This is a genomic window from Bacillus sp. FJAT-49711 (assembly GCF_018343715.1).
Taxonomy (GTDB): domain Bacteria; phylum Bacillota; class Bacilli; order Bacillales; family Bacillaceae_C; genus Lederbergia.
In genome coordinates this window covers 331,910-349,778 of the sequence record NZ_JAGYPL010000002.1, presented here as the reverse complement: position 1 = coordinate 349,778, position 17,869 = coordinate 331,910, and the positions used below count along the sequence as shown (strand labels likewise).

Here is a 17,869-nt window from a genome sequence, read left to right as displayed (position 1 = left end):
ATTATTTGATTTATTCATTTTACTTATACCACTAAACTGCTGTATATTACAAGGGTAGATAACTTACATTAACGTTCAGAAGGAGCGATCAATTTGGAGAGAGTAGTCGGAACTGTTGCGAGAGGCCTTCGTTGCCCGATTATCAATAAAGGGGATAACATCGAAGAAATCGTTGTAGATAGCGTGTTAAAAGCTGTAGAGGTTGAAGGCTTGACTATTAATGATAAAGATATCGTGTCCGTAACAGAATCTATCGTTGCACGCGCACAAGGCAACTACGCGACGATCGATCAAATTGCTAAAGACGTTCATTCAAAATTCGAGGATGATACATTAGGAGTCATCTTTCCAATTTTAAGCCGCAACCGTTTTGCAACTTGCCTTCGCGGTATTGCTAAAGGTGCTAAAAAAATCGTATTAATGCTTAGCTATCCATCTGATGAAGTTGGAAATCACTTAGTTGATATCGATACACTCGACGAAAAAGGAGTAAATCCTTGGACAGATGTGTTAACAGAAAAGCAATTCCGCGGCCTATTCGGATACAATAAACATCCATTTACTGGTGTCGATTATATCGAGTATTACAAATCATTAGTTGAAGAATACGGTGTTGAATGCGAAGTAATTTTTTCGAACAATCCAAAAACCATTTTAGAATATACTCAAAACGTTCTTACTTGTGATATTCATACGAGGTTTAGAACGAAAAGAATCTTAATGGCAAATGGTGGGGAAAAAATTTATAGCCTTGATAATATTTTATCCGAATCTGTTGATGGTAGTGGATATAATGAGGCATATGGTCTGTTGGGTTCGAATAAATCAACGGAAGAAAGCATAAAACTATTCCCTCGTGACTGCCAGCCTGTCGTTGATAAAATCCAACAAGTGCTTAAAGAAAAAACAGGTAAAAACGTCGAAGTCATGATTTATGGCGACGGAGCATTTAAAGATCCTGTCGGTAAAATTTGGGAGCTTGCTGACCCAGTTGTTTCTCCAGCATACACATCAGGTCTTGAAGGAACGCCTAATGAAATTAAATTAAAATACCTTGCTGACAATAATTTTGCCGATTTAAAAGGCGAGGAATTAAAGAAAGCAATTGCCGAATATATCGATAACAAAGGTGATGATCTTGTCGGAGCAATGGAAGCACAAGGGACAACACCTAGGAAACTGACTGATTTAATTGGATCATTGTCTGATTTAACTTCAGGAAGCGGCGACAAAGGAACTCCAATTGTATTTATTCAAGGGTATTTCGATAATTATACGAAGTAATTTAAAAGGCAATGCTGGCTTTACGGCCTGCAATGCCTTCTTGCTTTTTTATATGAAAAAGTCATATCCCTCTTTTTACTAGCTTCGCATGTACAACTAAACGACCTTTATCAGGATCTAATAAATAATCACATGTAGATAATGTAAGGATTTGATCATCCGTATTTACCTTTACATCTGGATGATACAGTGAATGTTGTTGTATTTCCTGTAAGAAAAGTCTATATTCTTCCTCGCTATTAAAATGAGTCTGGATATAATCAAAATCAGTCGTCGTACTGTAAACGGCAAACACTTCCACATCATAGCTAGCATATAAAGTATCTAGTTGGATGATACGATGTTGAGAAAAAAAGTCTTCATTCAAAAATTTTTTTAACCCATTAAACATGGAGCCATCCTTCATACGATGGCCATATACGATGGTATTTGTAGGAGATGTCTTTATATCATTGCGATAGTCCATAAAAATACTACCTGCAATCGAGTTGTCCTTTTTATAATTCCGTGTCAAATAGTACTCATTATTATCTGTTTGCACGATCGGATAGTTTACTTGAGTACCCTCAATGGATATCCACCCGGTAATATCTGGATTAATCGTACGGAGTTCTTCAAATTGAGGACGGATTTTCCATTCCCCTTCTTCATTATGCGTGATTTCTTCACTTTCACTCGTTGACTGATAATAGATTTTCTGAGCATCATTTAAAACTTGCCGGTTATGATAGTATTCAAGAAATATAGTTGTTAATTTGTAACCAGAATAAATAAAAACAGCTACACAAAGCAGTGTAAATATTTGTGAGAGTGTTCTTCGAATAAAAGACTTTGTCTCTCTAGTTCGTTTTTTGTTCATCTTACCACTCCAACGTCCTCGTATTACTAGCTTTTAATTGGAACAATGTACAAACCGGTTCGTACATCGCTTTTAACGATGACCTCAATCCCGTAAATGTCAGCAATTAACTGTTCTGAGATGACTTCTTCAGGTCTCCCCTTTATAACCAATTTTCCATCCTTCATTACGATAATAGTATCACTATACTGGATAGCCTGATTAATATCATGCAAAACCATCACGATTGACAATCCATGTTCTAAATTTAACCGTTTGATTAAATCTAAGATTTCATATTGATAGTAAATATCTAAATACGTTGTAGGCTCATCTAAAAAAAGAAACTGCGAATTTTGTGCTAATGCCATAGCAATCCACACTCGCTGCTTTTCCCCTCCGGATAATGAATCAAGTGTTATATGGCGTTTATCCTGTAAATTCGTACAGGATAATGCCCATTCAATCGCCTCTTCATCCTGGTCAGAAAGAGAAGAAAACATATTTCGATGCGGCAATCTTCCAAAAGCCGTCAATCTTTCTACTGTCATATCTAATGGGGCCCCATTTTGTTGGTGAACGACTGCTAGTTTTCTAGCAAGTTCCTTCGGCTTGTAGTCTCCAATTTTCTTTCCATCTAGAAGAACGTGACCTTGTTGTGGGAGGTAATTACTCGACATGACTCCTAGTAATGTTGATTTCCCACAACCATTTGGTCCAATTATGGTTGTGATTTTTCCGATCTCTATCTCTCCGCTAATTTGATGCAAACGATTAATCTTGTCGCCATAAGAAAATGTTATATCCTTAATTTCCATAAATACGATCACTCTTTCTAAGTAAAGATATGAGGAAAGGACCACCTATTACAGCGAGCAAAATCGATGCGGGGATTTCATTCGGCGCAATGATTGTTCTCCCTAATGTATCTGCAATTAACAATAATAGGGCTCCTGTTAGAGCAGAAAAGGGAATGAGAACCTTATGATCTGTTCCGACTAATAAACGGGCAATATGAGGTATGAGTAGACCAACAAATGCAAACATACCTGCAATAGCCGTCGCAACCGAAGCTAATAAGACTGCGACAATTGATATCATTAAGCGGGCACGATTTACATTAAGACCTAAATTTCTCGCTGTTTTATCTTCAAGTGCTAAATAATTGCACCACGAATAAACGAGAATTGCCATAATAAGGCCAATCGATCCATATATAACAATAACTCCAACATCATTCCATGTTTTCATGGAAAGGGTTGATGTCGTAGCTGCACTTATAGATGTAACTGCGTAACTCCCACGGTAATTAAAAGATTGACTTAATCCCGAAAAGACGGCATTAATCGCTACTCCGACTAAAATCATTCGTAAAGGATTTAGCCCCGATTTCCAAGAAAACGTGTAAACAAGGAAAAATGCAAAAGCACCACCTAAGAAAGCGAACAACGGCATATAGAAAAATAAAGTGGGAAAAATGGTGACCATTAGAATTGACATAAATCCAGCCCCTGATGATACGCCGATAATACCTGGATCTGCAAGTGGATTCTTCATTACCGCTTGCAGCAAAGCTCCCGATACAGATAAAGCAGCACCAGCAAATAATGAAATGAGGATTCGCGGTAAACGTAAATCTTTAATGACTTGGACATCGTCATTTGTACCTGTCAGCAGACCGTGAATTAATTCAACCGAGGAAACCTTAATACTACCTGTTGTAGCTGAGTATATCGTTACAAAGATTAGTAATAGAGTGACGATCATAAAACTAAATACTCGTTTTTTCATAGTTAACATCCTTTTATAAGCTTCAATCAAAACAAGGGAAGAAAAAACCTAACTGCTCATTAGGTAAATTGACTTTTTTCCGAAGTCTTCACTAGTCTTTTAAAGTACACTTCATCACTGAGGGTATAACATTGCTAGTAAGTCATCTAAAGCTTGAGCAGCAGCTAGATTCCCTGTTGTTCCAAATAGAGTTTCTTCCAAGTCGTAGACCCGTCCATTTTTAACAGCATTAAAATGCTTCCAAATATCGTTTTCTTTAAATTCTTTATCGAACATTTCCACTACTTCATCTGGCATACCATGAGCAGCTCGTAAAATAATATCGGGATTTGCCTGCTGTAAATATTCGGTATTAGAAGCAAGAAACTCTACATCTTCGCCGGTAACGATGTTTACGCCGCCACATCTCTTCACGAGATCCCCAATATACGAGTTTTCAGTTGCCACAAGATAACTCCCTGGTACACCTAATAAAATCAAAACAGTCGGTGATTCTTTTCCTTCTATCTGCTTTTCAATGTCCTCTAATTTTTCTTCAAATCCTTTGACAATTCGTTCCGCCTGTTCACTCCGATTATAGCGCTCTCCTATTTTTAAAATTTCACTATGCATATCATCGAGACTTTCTAGGTTAGTATATGAAGCATTAATACCTGTTCGCTCAAATATAGGTTCTAAATCGTATTTTAACGTCGTAACGGACATAACTTCTGTTGGTTTTAAAGACATGATTATTTCCATATCAGGGCTCATTGGGTTTCCGACATCTTTAATACCTTTATACCGTTCAGGTAAATCTTTGTAGCTTGTTGGTACACCTACTAAATCAAGTTCCAATGCATCCATAATTTCCGTGACAGCAACAGTTGTAGCGACAATACGGTCATCATTCTTCACCTGCTCAACTTGCCTTCCTTGTTCAGCATCAGGCTTATCTATTTCTTTTGCCGCAGAATGACCGTCCTTTGAGCAACCAGCTAAAGTCAAAAAAACGAGTATAAAAAAAAGAATCATGTAACTTTTCCTCACCATTTAACAACTCCTTCCTCAAAAGCTATTACTATTCTTAAAAAGCGAGTCTTGCAGCTATATGAAGGCTGCAAGACTCTCCTTTTATTTTGCAAACGTAATACGGTCGAAGCTAGAAAAAGCTATCGTTTAATGTCAACGAAATATTTTTAGTGTTAGTACTGCCTTCTATATAAAACGTCTTCGCATTTTTAGAACAAGCGGGATGAGTGACCCGATTAATAATGATAGGAATAAAGCTATCTTTGCTTTATCATTAGTTTTAGGATTCTTAACATCATTTTTCGATTTATTTTTATCATTATTACCTTGTTTATTATCGTTCTTGTCACTATCACGATCGAAGTCTAAATCGTCATCATCATCTACCACTGGATTTTTGTTTGGATCTTTATCGGAGTCATCATCAACATTATCGTCCTTAGGATCTTTTTGACCATTTAGCAGCTTAATGGTAGTAGGGTCAAATAAAAATTGAACCATATATGTTTCCTTATAGTTTAAAGTTGGAATATCGACGGACACTCTTCCATCCAATCGTTCAAACAAATCTTCGACAGCAAATTCCACCACTCTTGTATCTGCTTGATCATTCGTACTTAACACTTTTGGAGCTACTAGTTTACCGCCTTTTGTAGTAAGTAATTCAGTTATCCATGAACTATTTTTCAATGTAATTGCAGCAAACATCTTACCGCCCTTTACCGTAAGGGTCGCTGGCGTTATGATGTAATCATTCATAACAGACGTTTGATTTGTCTTATACTTAAGCACCTTATATTCGATTGAATATTGGCCATCTTTTAAGTTATGTGGATCGATGGTTGGATCTGGTTTCTCTCCTTTTGGATCTTCTCCCTTAGGATCTTCTTCTTTTGGATCCTCTCCCTTAGGATCCTCTCCAGAAACCAATGGTATTTTTTCTGTATCAAATTTAATACGAATATCATATTTGTTGTCGTATTCAAAACCAGGGATTCCCTTTACAATCACATGTACCTTCGCGTTTAATAATTTATCCAAATCTGGCACTTCAAATTGAACGAGTCTAGTATCCTCTTTTTTATTTTCACTTAATGTAGTTACATCAACGAAGTTATTATCTGCAAAGGTCCCGGACTGGTCTGTTTGAACCTTTAAGTATTCCCACCATGAGCTATTTTTTAGAGTGATTTGCACTAAATGTTTTCCATTTGCTACTATGAGTTTTCCTGGTGAGATTAGATAGTTGTTCGTTACTGAAGAATCGTCCGTCTTATCTTGCAAAACATTAAATGGAAGATCGTATTCACCTTCTGCATACTTACTCTCTGTATTCCCATCTCCTGGCTTAGGAGTTTCTTCTTCCTCTTCCACGAGTTTGATATTATCCACATCAAACGAAAGATTGAATGTATACTCAACAATGCTATCATCACCTGCATTTAATAGATTATAAGCTGCAAAACTCATCAATCTTTCTGCTGCTGGTTGCTCTTGTATCTCCATTTTAATTTTTATGTTAGAAATAAGTTTGTCGACTTCAAAGCTAATTATTTTAGTGCCTGTAGATTCATCAACTTTTAATACCTCTGCTTCAATAAACTCTCCATTTTGTTCCACTTTGAAAGAACGGATGGATTGTTCTTCTTTTAATGTTAACATTACACGTTTTTTATTACCTTCTACTGTTACAGATGCAGATGATCCGAGATACTTATCTGCAATTCGTTGTTCTTCTTCTGTAGCTCCATCCAAGGTAAAGCTAATCGTATACTTTCCATCTTGCAGCTCAGGATCTTTGTCCTTAGGGTTCTCTTTCGGGTCCTCTTCCTCTGGATCTTCTTCGCCATCCGCTTTAACACTATCTTTATCAAATGATAGACGGAGTGGCTGATCTCCATGATGGGCACCTACTGTGTATTGGACCTGCGCGTTCATCATGGCTTGTAAACTATCTAATTCGAACGTTGCTTCTCTTGTATTAGCTGCCTCATTTGGATTCACTTTGGTTGGCTGCTCGCCTTCGACTTGGAAGCCTGTCACTGTTTTGTGATCATTTATTGTAATCGTTAGATTATATTTTCCGCCTTTTACTGATAATTTGGCAGGATTGTCAAGATACTTGGCCATCGCAGATGCTTTTTCTTCTGTCGCATGTAATGCCGCAAATCCAATTGTATAGTTTCCATCTTTTAAATCTATTGTTTCTGATTCAGGTTCTTCAACTACCATTTCTTGAACACTATTTTTATCAAATGATAGACGTAGTGGTTGATCCCCATTGTGGGCACCTACTGTGTATTGGACCTGCGCCTTCATCATAGCTTGTAAACTATCTAATTCGAACGTTGCTTCTCTTGTATTAGCCGCCTCGTTTGGATTCACTTTGGCAGGCTGCTCGCCTTCGACTTGGAAGCCTGTCACTGTTTTGTGATCATTTATCGTAATCGTTAGATTATATTTTCCACCTTTTACTGATAATTTGGCAGGATTGTCAAGATACTTGGCCATCGCAGATGCTTTTTCTTCTGTCGCATGTAATGCGGCAAATCCAATTGTATAGTTTCCATCTTTCAAATCAATTATTTCTGGTTCAGGTTCTTCAACTACCATTTCTTGAACACTATTTTTATCAAATGATAGACGGAGTGGCTGATCTCCATTGTGGCCACCAGAAGTATATTGAACCTGAGCAACCATCATATCATTCAAACTATCTAATTCGTACGTTACTTCTCTTGTATTAGCCGCCTCGTTTGGACTCACCTTGGCAGGCTGCTTGCCTTCTATTTGTAAGCCTGTTACTGTTTTATGATCATTTATCGTTATGGTTAAACTATACTTTCCGCCTTCTACTGATACTTTGGCTGGACTATTAAGATACCTTGCCATGGCAGATGCTTTTTCTTCTGTCGCATGTAATGCGGCAAATCCAATTGTATAGTTTCCATCTGCCAAATTGATCGCTTCTGGTTGAGGTTGCTCTGGCTCTGGTTGTGGTTCAGGAGCAAGTGGAATTTTACTTGTATCAAAATTGAAGCGAATATCGTATTTATTATCATATTTAAAATCAGGCAGACCAGGCAAACCATTAATAATAACATGGATCTTTGCATTTAAAATTTGATCTATATCTTTTACTTTAAATTGAACAAGGCTTGTATCCGCAGCTTTATCTTCATTGATTTTTTCAACATCCGTAAAAGTGCTTGATGCAGTTTCTGTTTTAAAATACTGCCACCATGAGTTATTGTTTAGCGTTGCTTGAACTGTATATTCTCCCTCTTTAACAATAAGTTTTGCCGGTTTCTTTAAATAGCCATCCGCAACAGACGTTTCATTCTTGTCTGCCTGCCACACCACAAAAGGTAAATCATATTCCCCATCTGCATATTTCTCTGTGTTGCTTTCAGCATGAACCGAGATCGGTCCAACTGCCTGAGCTAGCATCATGAGAAATATGAAAATGGATGAAATAATTGCCAACGTTTTTTTCATCTACCCTTTCCTCCTTCTACTTAATTAGTTTGTTTACTAAGGTTAACTTTACGAATAATGAAAAAGCCGGAAGCGAATAGAGCTATAAACAGCAAAACAAAAGAAGATTGATCTCCCGTTTTTGGATTATTCTCGACTTGCTTATTCCCCTCTTTATTTCCATTACCGGATTGTGTTTTATTTTCTGTTTCATCTTGTTTTCCGTTACTTTTGTCATTAGTCTCCGAAGTGCCGCCCGTTTTCTTCATACTATCAACTTTGAAATCTACTCGAACGGTATAATTATGATCATAGACAGGTTTCATTGAATCGATATAAACATGCATCTTCATTTCTAGTGGTTTTGACAAGTCGCCATCTACCTTGAATTTTACAACGCGGGTATCAGCAGTTTTATTTTCACTAACAACCGTTACATCCGCAAATGATCCTCCTTTTGGTGCTTTCAACTCTTTAATCCATTCACTGCTCTTAAGAGTTATTTGAATATGCTGTACTCCATTCTCAACCGTTAATGTAGCAGGCTTGGAAAAATAATCATTCGCCATTGATACCGAATTATTCTCAGCTTTTAAAACAACATAATCGACAGAATAAGTTCCATCTTCAATTTTTGCTGAAGCACTCCCTTGGGGGATAAAAACAAACGTTAATAAGCAAATAAGCGTAATCATAAACGATGTTTGGATCATTTTTTTCATTCCTATTTCTCCTCTCTTGTTCTTTACATTGATTAACTTTCATATATAATGACATCTGAACGCATAATTGAAATTGAAAATCATTCTCAATTAAGTTCAAAAAAAAAGATTTACCTCCTTACTTTTTTTATATTTGAATAGCAAACATAATATTTACTTCACCTCCTCTGAAATAATGATAATTAATAATTAATAATGATAATCATTCTCAATGGGCCCGCAAAAAAAAATGTATATCGAAGTATGTATTTGTTTTTTTGAAATGCAGTGATATGTTCTTTACCAGCCCATTTGAGATGAAAATTATGGTATAGCGAGGGAAGTTATTCCAAAATGTCTTTCTAGCCTAAATATTACTGCCGAAAAAACATTTGTCAAGCCCTTTTTCAAAAAAGTGAATTTTCTTTTCCTTCTTCCCTTTTATTTGTGAATAATTGATGAAGCGCACCCACATCATTAATTTCTGAAAAATTATAAAATTAGTATTGACAATGAGAATGATTTTCATTATCATTTGTCTAAGTTCATTGAGAATTAATCTCATTTGTTACAAAGGTGGCGTGTTCGATGAAATATCTCTCTATAGCTTGGTTTACTCTTTTCGTAATTGTATTAATAGGCTGTGATCACACTTCAAATACTAATAATCCAGTCGTTAACCAAGCAGATGGAAAATCTATATCTATTACAGACTCCTCTGATCGTACGGTCAGCTTCGATGATACCCCTAAAAAGATCATTACGCTTGGAAATGGGGAGCTAGATATAATAAATGCCCTAGGAGGTAATCTTGTTGGGCGACCTACAGGTACATTACCAACTCATCTCAATGAATTAAAGGATTTAATGGAAGTTGGTTCAGCGCATGGAATTGATTTAGAAAAGGTTACAATGCTCCGATCAGATGTCGTCTTAGGAAATAATCCTATGAATATAAAAGATGTTCCAGCAATCGAAGCAATTGGTGCCAAAATGGTTTTAACAGAGGCAAATTCAGTAGACGATGTCAAAAATCAGATTCAACTATTCGGCCAACTGCTTCAAGAAGAGAATCAAGCGCGAGACATTATTGATACAATCGATGAGAAAATTACTGCAATTCAATCAAACCAGTCTTCTGACAAAAAAAGAGTGCTGTTAGTCTATGGGGCACCCGGGACGAATATGGCGGCTTTACCCAATTCATTAAGTGGTAGTTTAGTAGAACTCGCAGGCGGTGAAAATATTGCCAGTGATTTTGCCAGCCTAGCTAACTATCCTCAATATGCTCAATTAAATGCCGAACGAATTATCGAATCTAATCCGCAATTTATATTATTTATGGGTCATGGAGATCCCGAGAAAGTAAGGGATGGCTTTATTAAAGAGATGAAACAAACTGCTGGATGGCAACATTTAGAAGCCGTTCAGAATAATCATTTTGAAATTTTGCCCCCTGATCTCTTCGGCACTAATCCAGGGACTAGAGTTGTAGATGCACTAGATTATTTAGACAAATTGTTTCAAGAAGCGAAGGATTAAAATGACACAAAAGAAAAGAAACTTGCAACGAAAATATACTTCTATTATTGCTCCTATTCTACTTATTATCGTTTCATTTCACGGATTAACATACGGGTCCGTTTTTATCTCCTTACCAGAAATATGGGATGTTCTTTCTCATAAAGGGGAGCCGTTCCATGAACAAATTATTATGGAGTTGCGGTTACCTAGAATTCTGATTGGATTATTAGTAGGTGGGTGCCTCGCTGCTTCTGGGGCGCTATTACAAGGAGTTATGAAAAACCCATTAGCGGATCCAGGCATTATCGGAGTTTCAGCAGGGGCTGGTTTAGCTGCTATTATCACAATGGTGATATTGCCACAATATAGCTACCTTCTGCCGATAGCGGCATTTTTAGGGGCACTGATAACATCGCTGATCATTTATCTACTTGCATGGGATCAAGGAACATCTCCAGTTAAAATCATTTTAGCGGGTGTAGCGATTAACGCCTTGCTAGGAGCAATTACAAGCGGAATTATGGTGATATACAGCGACCGTGTTCAAGCAGTTCTTCCTTGGCTTGCTGGTGGGTTAAATGGTAGAGGCTGGTATCATTTCGAGTTCATGGCTCCGTACGCCATAATTAGCATTCTATTATGCTACTTTGCTATCAAACCAGCAAATATTATTTTACTTGGTGATGATACCGCAAAATTATTAGGTCAAAAAGTTGAACTCCAACGCTTTTTAATTATTATTCTCGCATCCCTCCTAGCAGGTGTAGCGGTTAGTGTTGCCGGCCTTATTGGCTTTGTCGGGTTAGTCATCCCTCATATTATCCGTATTATTGTAGGTGAAGATTATCGTTTCTTACTTCCTCTAAGCATGATTGGCGGAGCAACATTGGTCGTTTTTTCAGATACGATCGCACGATCATGGTTTGATCCGATCGAGTTGCCCGTTGGAATTCTACTCGCATGCTTAGGAGCGCCATTCTTTTTATACTTGCTAAGGAGACGGAGAATATTATGATGGCAGCTATTCAAACAGACCAAATCACATTGAATCTCGGTGCGTTCCAATTACATGATATTTCACTTGCTATCCCAAAAGGTAAAATTACAACAATCGTAGGACCTAATGGTTCTGGAAAATCAACATTATTAAAAGTCATAACGAGATTATTAACGGCTGATCATGGTTCTGTATATGTTCAAAATAAAAAAACTACTACATACAAAGCAAAAGAATATGCACAAACCGTATCCATGTTGCCTCAATCAAAGGATCACTTGCCAAACTTAACGGCGAGAGAACTTATCACCTTTGGGCGATCTCCTTATAAAAGTTTATTGAACAACCAAATAACAACAGAAGACGAAGCCATTATTAATCAAGCAATGCAAATGACTAATACAGAAAAGCATGAAAACCGATTATTTTATAGTCTTTCAGGAGGTGAACAACAAAAGGTCCGAATTGCGATGGCTTTGGCACAAAAAACAGACATACTACTTTTAGATGAACCAACAACCTACTTAGATATGGCTCATCAATTGGATGTAATGGAACTGCTATACCATATTAATAGCAAATATAACATAACGATTGTGATGGTTCTTCATGATTTACAACAAGCCGCGACATACAGCCAACATTTGATTGCGATGAAACGGGGAGAGATTGTAGAAAGTGGAACGCCTAAATCTCTGTTAACCTCGGGATTTTTACAAAAGGTATATGAAATAGATGCGCGTGTTTTATATGAAGAAGATTACCCGTTAATCATACCTAAAATAAACATTAAGGAGAGGAAAATACAATGATTATTGTGACAAATACAAATAAGATTAAAAAAGATAATGGCTATAAACTAATTGAAAGATTTAATAAAGTCGGTAAAGTTGAAACGATGGAAGGCTTTTTAGGATTAGAAGTATTATTCACTGAAAACATACCTGATTATGACGAAGTAACTATATATACACGTTGGGATTCTAAAGAAGCTTTTAAAGCTTGGACGCAAAGTGACTCTTTTAAAGAAGCACATTCTAAAGGTCGAGGCCGTCCAGACTATATTATTAGCAATACCATAACATATTATGAAGTTAAGGTAGTACGAAATCCGATTGTTGCTGTGTGAACTAATCGGATAAAAACAAGAATGCTGGAGCTCCCCTCGCTCTAGTATTCTTGTTTTTTGAAGTTTAATTTTGTCGTCATATATCTGTTAGTTTTTGACTGCACCTTCCGTTATACCTGCAATAAACTGTCTACTAAAGACTACAAAAACAATTAATATAGGTAAAGTTGCTAAGAAAGTTCCGGAAAGAATCATTGAATAATCGGTAAAATACACATCGTTTAAAGTTCTTAATGCTATTTGAATAGTGTGAACCGATTCATCTTTTAATACGATTAATGGCCATAAGAAATCATTCCATGAACCCATAAATGTAATAATTCCTAATGTTGCTAACCCTGGCCGAACAGCCGGAAGCACTATATTCCAATACGTTCTAAAATTACTGCACCCATCTATTCTAGATGCCTCAATTAACTCGTAAGGAACGGCGGATGAAATATATTGCCTCATCCAAAAAACTCCAAATGCTGAAACCATCCCTGGAACAATAACGGCTTTCACATCGTCAATCCAACCTAATTTACTAATAATCATAAAGTTTGGAATTAACCCTAACTGAGGTGGAATCATCATCGTTCCTAATAGAAAGATAAACAATGCATCTCGACCCTTGAATTCTAACTTCGAAAAAGCAAATCCCGCTAAAGAACAAAAAAACAAAATCGAGATTGTAACGAAAGAAGCAATAATAAAGGAGTTCCACAAGGCCCCAAAGAAATTAATCTTCTCAAACACCTTTTGAATATTTTCAATAAAGTTAGTGCCCGGTATCACCACCGGAGGAAACTTATTTACATCGCTAGTTGTATTGGATCCGATCACATACATCCAATAAAAAGGGAAAATAGAAATTAACGTGCTCAAAACCATAAAAACATAAATGACAATACTCGATACTTTATTTCTTCCAACCTCTTTCATATAATGTACCTCCCAACTATGCCGATCTAATTTTTCTAGTAAGGAAAATATTAAGGAGTGAAAATATGATAATGATAAAGAATAGCATCCATGCTATAGCAGCAGCATAACCAAAAGAGAATCTTGTAAAGGCTTCTTCATATAAATACAAGGTTATGGTTAACCCTTGATTACTTCCACCTTTACCGAATAAGAGCGGTTCCGTGAATATTTGCATACCACCGATGGTAGACTGAAGAACCGTAAAAATAATGACCGGCCTCAAAAGTGGAATCGTAATATGAATGAGCTGTTGTAGCTTATTTGCTCCATCAATCGTAGCGGCCTCGTATAAATCATTTGAAATGCCTTGCAGGCCAGATAAATAAATAATGGCATTGTAGCCAACCCAACGCCACATAACCATTGTTGAAATAACTACATGAGTTCCCAAATAAGAGCCACTCCAATTGATTGGATCAATCCCTAAAAACGAAAGACTATAGTTTACAAGCCCATACTTTGTACCAAACATTGCTGAAAAGACAATAGCAACAGCAACGATTGAGGTAATATTCGGCATAAAGATACCTAGTCTAAAAATATCCTTAGCCTTTAAAAATGCTTGATTTAATAAAAAAGCAATAATTAAAGCAGCAATTAATTGCGGCACTGTGGATAGTACCCAAATGCTAAATGTATTTCCCAACGCTTTCCAAAATAAAGGATCAGTAAATAAAAGTTTATAATTTTGAAAGCCTATAAACTCTTTCGCACCTAAGATATCCCATTTATGAAATGATAGAAATGATGTAAATAATAATGGGAACACCCCGAAAACACCAAATAATATAAAAAATGGAGATATAAATAAATATCCTGATAATCGATCAGCGGATTTTTTACTATATTTTTTTGTTTTTACAGTTATGTTCTTATTGATCTCGATCTCTTTATTCACATAGTTACCTCCCTCTACTATGAGTAGAAGTAAGAGGTAAAAAGTTTACCTCTTACTCTTCGGTAAATATTATCTTCCAACCTGCCTTTTAACTTCTTCCATTGCTTTTTTCCAAGCTTCTTCCTCAGTTGCTTGTTTGTCCGCTACCGATATTAATGCATCTCCCATAATAGTGTTAATCGGCCCGGTCATAGGCCCACGGTAAACATAATTAACTGATTTAGCCGCCTCAGAGAAAATCGCCCCTAAATCATCACGATTAAAGAATTCATCTTTTAGGTTTTGCACCTCATCAGTATCATAAATGGCTGGAGTAGAAGGGAAGTTCCCTTTTTCTTTAAAGATCTCCAACTGTATTTCTGGAGACATAATCCAAGTGATAAATTTATATGCCTCTTCAGGATGCTTTCCTTGCTTGGGAAGCGTTAATAATGATCCACCCCAGTTGCCTGAACCACCTGGCATTAGGGCAATATTCCACAATCCAGAAGTATCAGGAGCATCATTTTTAATATTTTGAAGCATCCACGGCGGAAGGAAAACGGTTGCAAAATCTCCAGCAGCTAGAGATGCAGACCATTCAGTCGTTCCCCTTTGAGTATTGTTATGAATTTCAATACCTTCAATCGAAAGATCCCATGCCCTCTTAATTAAAGCACTATCTTCAATAATTAATTCACCGTTTTCATCAAAATATTGTTTTTCACCTTGTTCCCTAACTGCCGCGTACAAATCAGTTACATGGTTAAACATATTTTTACCTGTGGTTGCTTTTAATTTTTTTCCAGCTTCCATATAATCTTCCCACGTACTCATTTGTGCTGAAACCTTATCAGGGGTAGTGGGGAGTCCTGCCTCTTCAAAAATATCCATTCGATATGCCATGGCCATTGGTCCTACATCCGTAGGAATCCCAAATACAACAGACTCATCATTAGTTGATGCTTCTTTCCAACGCCATTCTAAATAATCACTTTTAATATCTCCAGCACCGTAGTCTAGTAAATTATAAAAATGTTGATTATTTTCTTTAAATCTTTCAATATAACCAGATTCCACTGCTGCAATATCTGGTGCACCCGAACCGGCTGCTAAAACGGTAAGTAAATTTTGGTGGTGATCAGAGTATTCCGTTTCCTGCACTTTGATTTTAATATTAGGATTCTCCTCTTCATATTGTTTAATATAAGAATCCATCCCCATGCCCGGCCATAACCAAAACGTTAATTCAATTTCTTCATCCTTTCCTTTAGAACTGCCTTTGCCAGAAGACCCAGAAGAGGAACATGCTGCCAGTCCGGTGATTAAAACCAAAACGATAAGCATTTGCGCAAACTTCTTCATTTGACTACCCCTTTTCTTTTTTTTCTTATCTCATTCATAAGAAACTTATGAATTAATAAGCCGTATACTAGTATACTTTTATACTCAGGAGGGTGCTTAAGTCACTTTTAAGCATGCTTCTAAATCTCCTAAAAAGATAGATAATGTATATCTAACATTTTGTAAGCGTTGTCTTTTACCTTTTTCCATATTATAATAATATTATGTTAGTTTGTCTAGCCATTATACAAAGTTTATTTGAGGGATTTTCTTGTGCCAAATTAGAATGGTAGAATGCCAGGAAGGAGTATACAATGATGAAAAAAGTAAAAGCGAATAAACCGTTAGTTGACCATATTTATACTGCAGACCCGTCAGCCCATGTATTTGATGGGAAAATTTATATTTACCCATCTCATGATTTAGATCACGATGGCCCTTCCAATGATAATGGCGACCAATATGCCATGGAGGATTATCACGTATTATCTTTAGAAGATTTTGATTCCCCTTGTATAGACCATGGAGAAGTTCTCCATATAAAGGATGTTCCATGGGCAAAGCAACAAATGTGGGCGCCTGATGCTGCGTTCAAGAACAATACTTATTACTTATATTTTCCTGCGAAAGATCATGATGAAATTTTCCGAATTGGGGTGGCTACTAGTTCTAATCCAGCTGGACCTTTCACTCCGCAAGAAAATTATATTCAAGGTAGTTTTAGTATGGATCCTGCTGTACTAGTTGATGAGGATAATAGAGCTTATATGTATTTTGGCGGTCTTTGGGGAGGCCAGTTGGAAAAATGGCAGACAGGCAGCTTCGATCCTAACGGAAAAGGTCCAGCTCCAACCGAACCTGCATTAGGTCCAATATTTGCCGAACTAAATGATGATATGCTTTCTTTTAAAGAAAAGCCTCGAGAAATTTCCATTATTGACGAGGAAGGAAATCCTATCCTTGCAGGTGATGAGGAAAAAAGATTTTTCGAAGGCCCGTGGCTTCACAAATATAACGGGTATTATTATTTGTCCTATTCCACTGGGACTACCCATCTTCTCGCTTATGCGATGAGTAAAAGTCCACAAGGACCTTTTGTCTATAAGGGTACTATTCTTACCCCTGTTCTGGGGTGGACAACCCATCATTCGATTGTTGAATTTCACGGCAAATGGTATTTATTTTATCATGATGCTTCTCTATCAGGCGGCGTTAACCATAAACGCAGTGTTAAGTATACGGAAATTAAATATAATGAGGATGGCACAATACAAACGATTGAATATGATTCTTAATACAAGAATCACCACACGACCTATTATATATGTGGTGATTTTTTCACATCTATGTATACTGTTTCCTTTGCATTTAACTTTTCAAAAATCGGATTATACCAACCAACATATAATGGTAGTGCAAGCAATGTACCCAAGGAATTAATATCCTTGGGTACATGTATTACCGTAGTATGATCTAATGCCTGCGAATTAACTTGGAAGATTCAGTTGCCACGAAACTCCGAATTTATCATTTACCCATGCAAACTTCTTACTAAATCCATAGTCACCTAAAGGCATTAAAGCGGCGCCGCCATCTAATAGTTTTTCATATAGCTCGTCCAATTCACTTTCCGTATCACAAGTAATAAAGATTGAAAAGGAAGGTGTAAACGTAAACCCATGTTTAATAGTGCTATCAAGACACATGAATTCTTGGTCTTTAATCTTAAATGTAGCCTGCATATTACTACCTTCAGAAACTTCACGATTTAGACTTGTAATTTCCGCGTCCTCAAAAATAGATATGTAAAAATTAATTGCCTCTTCTCCATTTCCTTGAAACATTAAATATGGTACAGCTTTTTGCATGTTCATCATCTCTCCAATTCGATATATTCTCTTATTAGTTTGCACTCATTATTTTCTTTTCT

16 protein-coding genes are annotated in these 17,869 nt (G+C 36.7%); 6 read left to right on the top strand and 10 right to left on the bottom strand.

Going from position 1 to position 17,869, the window contains the following annotated elements; translation table 11 throughout:
* Positions 1-93: 93 nt before the first annotated feature.
* Entirely contained in the window at positions 94-1,284 is a 1,191-nt protein-coding gene (locus tag KHA96_RS09310; protein ID WP_213129035.1) for a coenzyme F420-0:L-glutamate ligase, read from the top strand.
* 61 nt (positions 1,285-1,345) lie between these two features.
* Here the strand turns inward: KHA96_RS09310 and srtB are convergent, their stop codons facing one another.
* The 6 genes from srtB to isdC form a co-directional block, all read right to left on the bottom strand.
* Complete coding sequence (srtB, locus tag KHA96_RS09305) at positions 1,346-2,143, bottom strand: class B sortase (RefSeq protein ID WP_213129034.1); 798 nt, start codon at positions 2,141-2,143, stop codon at positions 1,346-1,348.
* Positions 2,144-2,169: 26 nt separating this feature from the next.
* Positions 2,170-2,940, bottom strand: coding sequence for an ABC transporter ATP-binding protein (locus KHA96_RS09300; protein ID WP_213129033.1), 771 nt, complete (start codon positions 2,938-2,940; stop codon positions 2,170-2,172).
* Positions 2,930-3,913, bottom strand: coding sequence for a FecCD family ABC transporter permease (locus tag KHA96_RS09295; RefSeq protein ID WP_213129032.1), 984 nt, complete (start codon positions 3,911-3,913; stop codon positions 2,930-2,932). Before KHA96_RS09295 ends, KHA96_RS09300 begins: the two co-directional genes overlap by 11 nt.
* 114 nt (positions 3,914-4,027) lie before the next feature.
* Complete coding sequence (gene isdE / locus KHA96_RS09290; protein WP_213129031.1) at positions 4,028-4,945, bottom strand: heme ABC transporter substrate-binding protein IsdE; 918 nt, start codon at positions 4,943-4,945, stop codon at positions 4,028-4,030.
* 165 nt (positions 4,946-5,110) lie between these two features.
* Entirely contained in the window at positions 5,111-8,422 is a 3,312-nt protein-coding gene (locus KHA96_RS09285) for an NEAT domain-containing protein (RefSeq protein ID WP_213129030.1), read from the bottom strand.
* 20 nt (positions 8,423-8,442) lie between these two features.
* Positions 8,443-9,123, bottom strand: a complete 681-nt coding sequence (isdC, locus tag KHA96_RS09280) for a heme uptake protein IsdC (protein ID WP_213129029.1) — start codon at positions 9,121-9,123, stop codon at positions 8,443-8,445.
* Positions 9,124-9,690: 567 nt separating this feature from the next.
* On the opposite strand from isdC, the gene KHA96_RS09275 reads away from it, so the two are divergent.
* The 4 genes from KHA96_RS09275 to isdG are packed head-to-tail and all read left to right on the top strand — an operon-like array spanning position 9,691 to position 12,752.
* On the top strand, positions 9,691-10,644 hold the full coding sequence (locus tag KHA96_RS09275; RefSeq protein WP_249315426.1) for an ABC transporter substrate-binding protein: 954 nt from the start codon (positions 9,691-9,693) through the stop codon (positions 10,642-10,644).
* A gap of 1 nt (position 10,645) precedes the next feature.
* On the top strand, positions 10,646-11,641 hold the full coding sequence (locus tag KHA96_RS09270) for a FecCD family ABC transporter permease (RefSeq protein WP_213129028.1): 996 nt from the start codon (positions 10,646-10,648) through the stop codon (positions 11,639-11,641).
* Entirely contained in the window at positions 11,641-12,435 is a 795-nt protein-coding gene (locus tag KHA96_RS09265) for an ABC transporter ATP-binding protein (protein WP_213129027.1), read from the top strand. The genes KHA96_RS09270 and KHA96_RS09265 overlap by 1 nt, the downstream gene beginning before the upstream one ends.
* Entirely contained in the window at positions 12,432-12,752 is a 321-nt protein-coding gene (gene isdG / locus KHA96_RS09260; RefSeq protein WP_213129026.1) for a heme oxygenase, read from the top strand. The genes KHA96_RS09265 and isdG overlap by 4 nt, the downstream gene beginning before the upstream one ends.
* Positions 12,753-12,839: 87 nt before the next feature.
* On the opposite strand, the gene KHA96_RS09255 is transcribed toward isdG, so the two are convergent.
* From KHA96_RS09255 to KHA96_RS09245, 3 genes are all read right to left on the bottom strand, one after another.
* Positions 12,840-13,676 (bottom strand): carbohydrate ABC transporter permease, encoded by an 837-nt coding sequence (locus tag KHA96_RS09255; protein WP_213129025.1) that lies wholly within the window; start codon positions 13,674-13,676, stop codon positions 12,840-12,842.
* Between the two features lie 16 nt (positions 13,677-13,692).
* The gene (locus tag KHA96_RS09250) at positions 13,693-14,616 is read right to left on the bottom strand and encodes a carbohydrate ABC transporter permease (protein WP_213129024.1); all 924 of its coding nucleotides are present in this window, start codon (positions 14,614-14,616) and stop codon (positions 13,693-13,695) included.
* A 69-nt stretch (positions 14,617-14,685) separates the two neighbouring features.
* Entirely contained in the window at positions 14,686-15,960 is a 1,275-nt protein-coding gene (locus KHA96_RS09245; RefSeq protein WP_213129023.1) for an ABC transporter substrate-binding protein, read from the bottom strand.
* Positions 15,961-16,253: 293 nt separating this feature from the next.
* Here KHA96_RS09245 and KHA96_RS09240 point away from each other — a divergent pair, with 293 nt between their 5' ends.
* The gene (locus tag KHA96_RS09240) at positions 16,254-17,234 is read left to right on the top strand and encodes a glycoside hydrolase family 43 protein (protein ID WP_213129022.1); all 981 of its coding nucleotides are present in this window, start codon (positions 16,254-16,256) and stop codon (positions 17,232-17,234) included.
* A 192-nt stretch (positions 17,235-17,426) separates the two neighbouring features.
* On the opposite strand, the gene KHA96_RS09235 is transcribed toward KHA96_RS09240, so the two are convergent.
* Complete coding sequence (locus tag KHA96_RS09235) at positions 17,427-17,807, bottom strand: VOC family protein (protein WP_213129890.1); 381 nt, start codon at positions 17,805-17,807, stop codon at positions 17,427-17,429.
* Between the last annotated feature and the right edge of the window lie 62 nt (positions 17,808-17,869).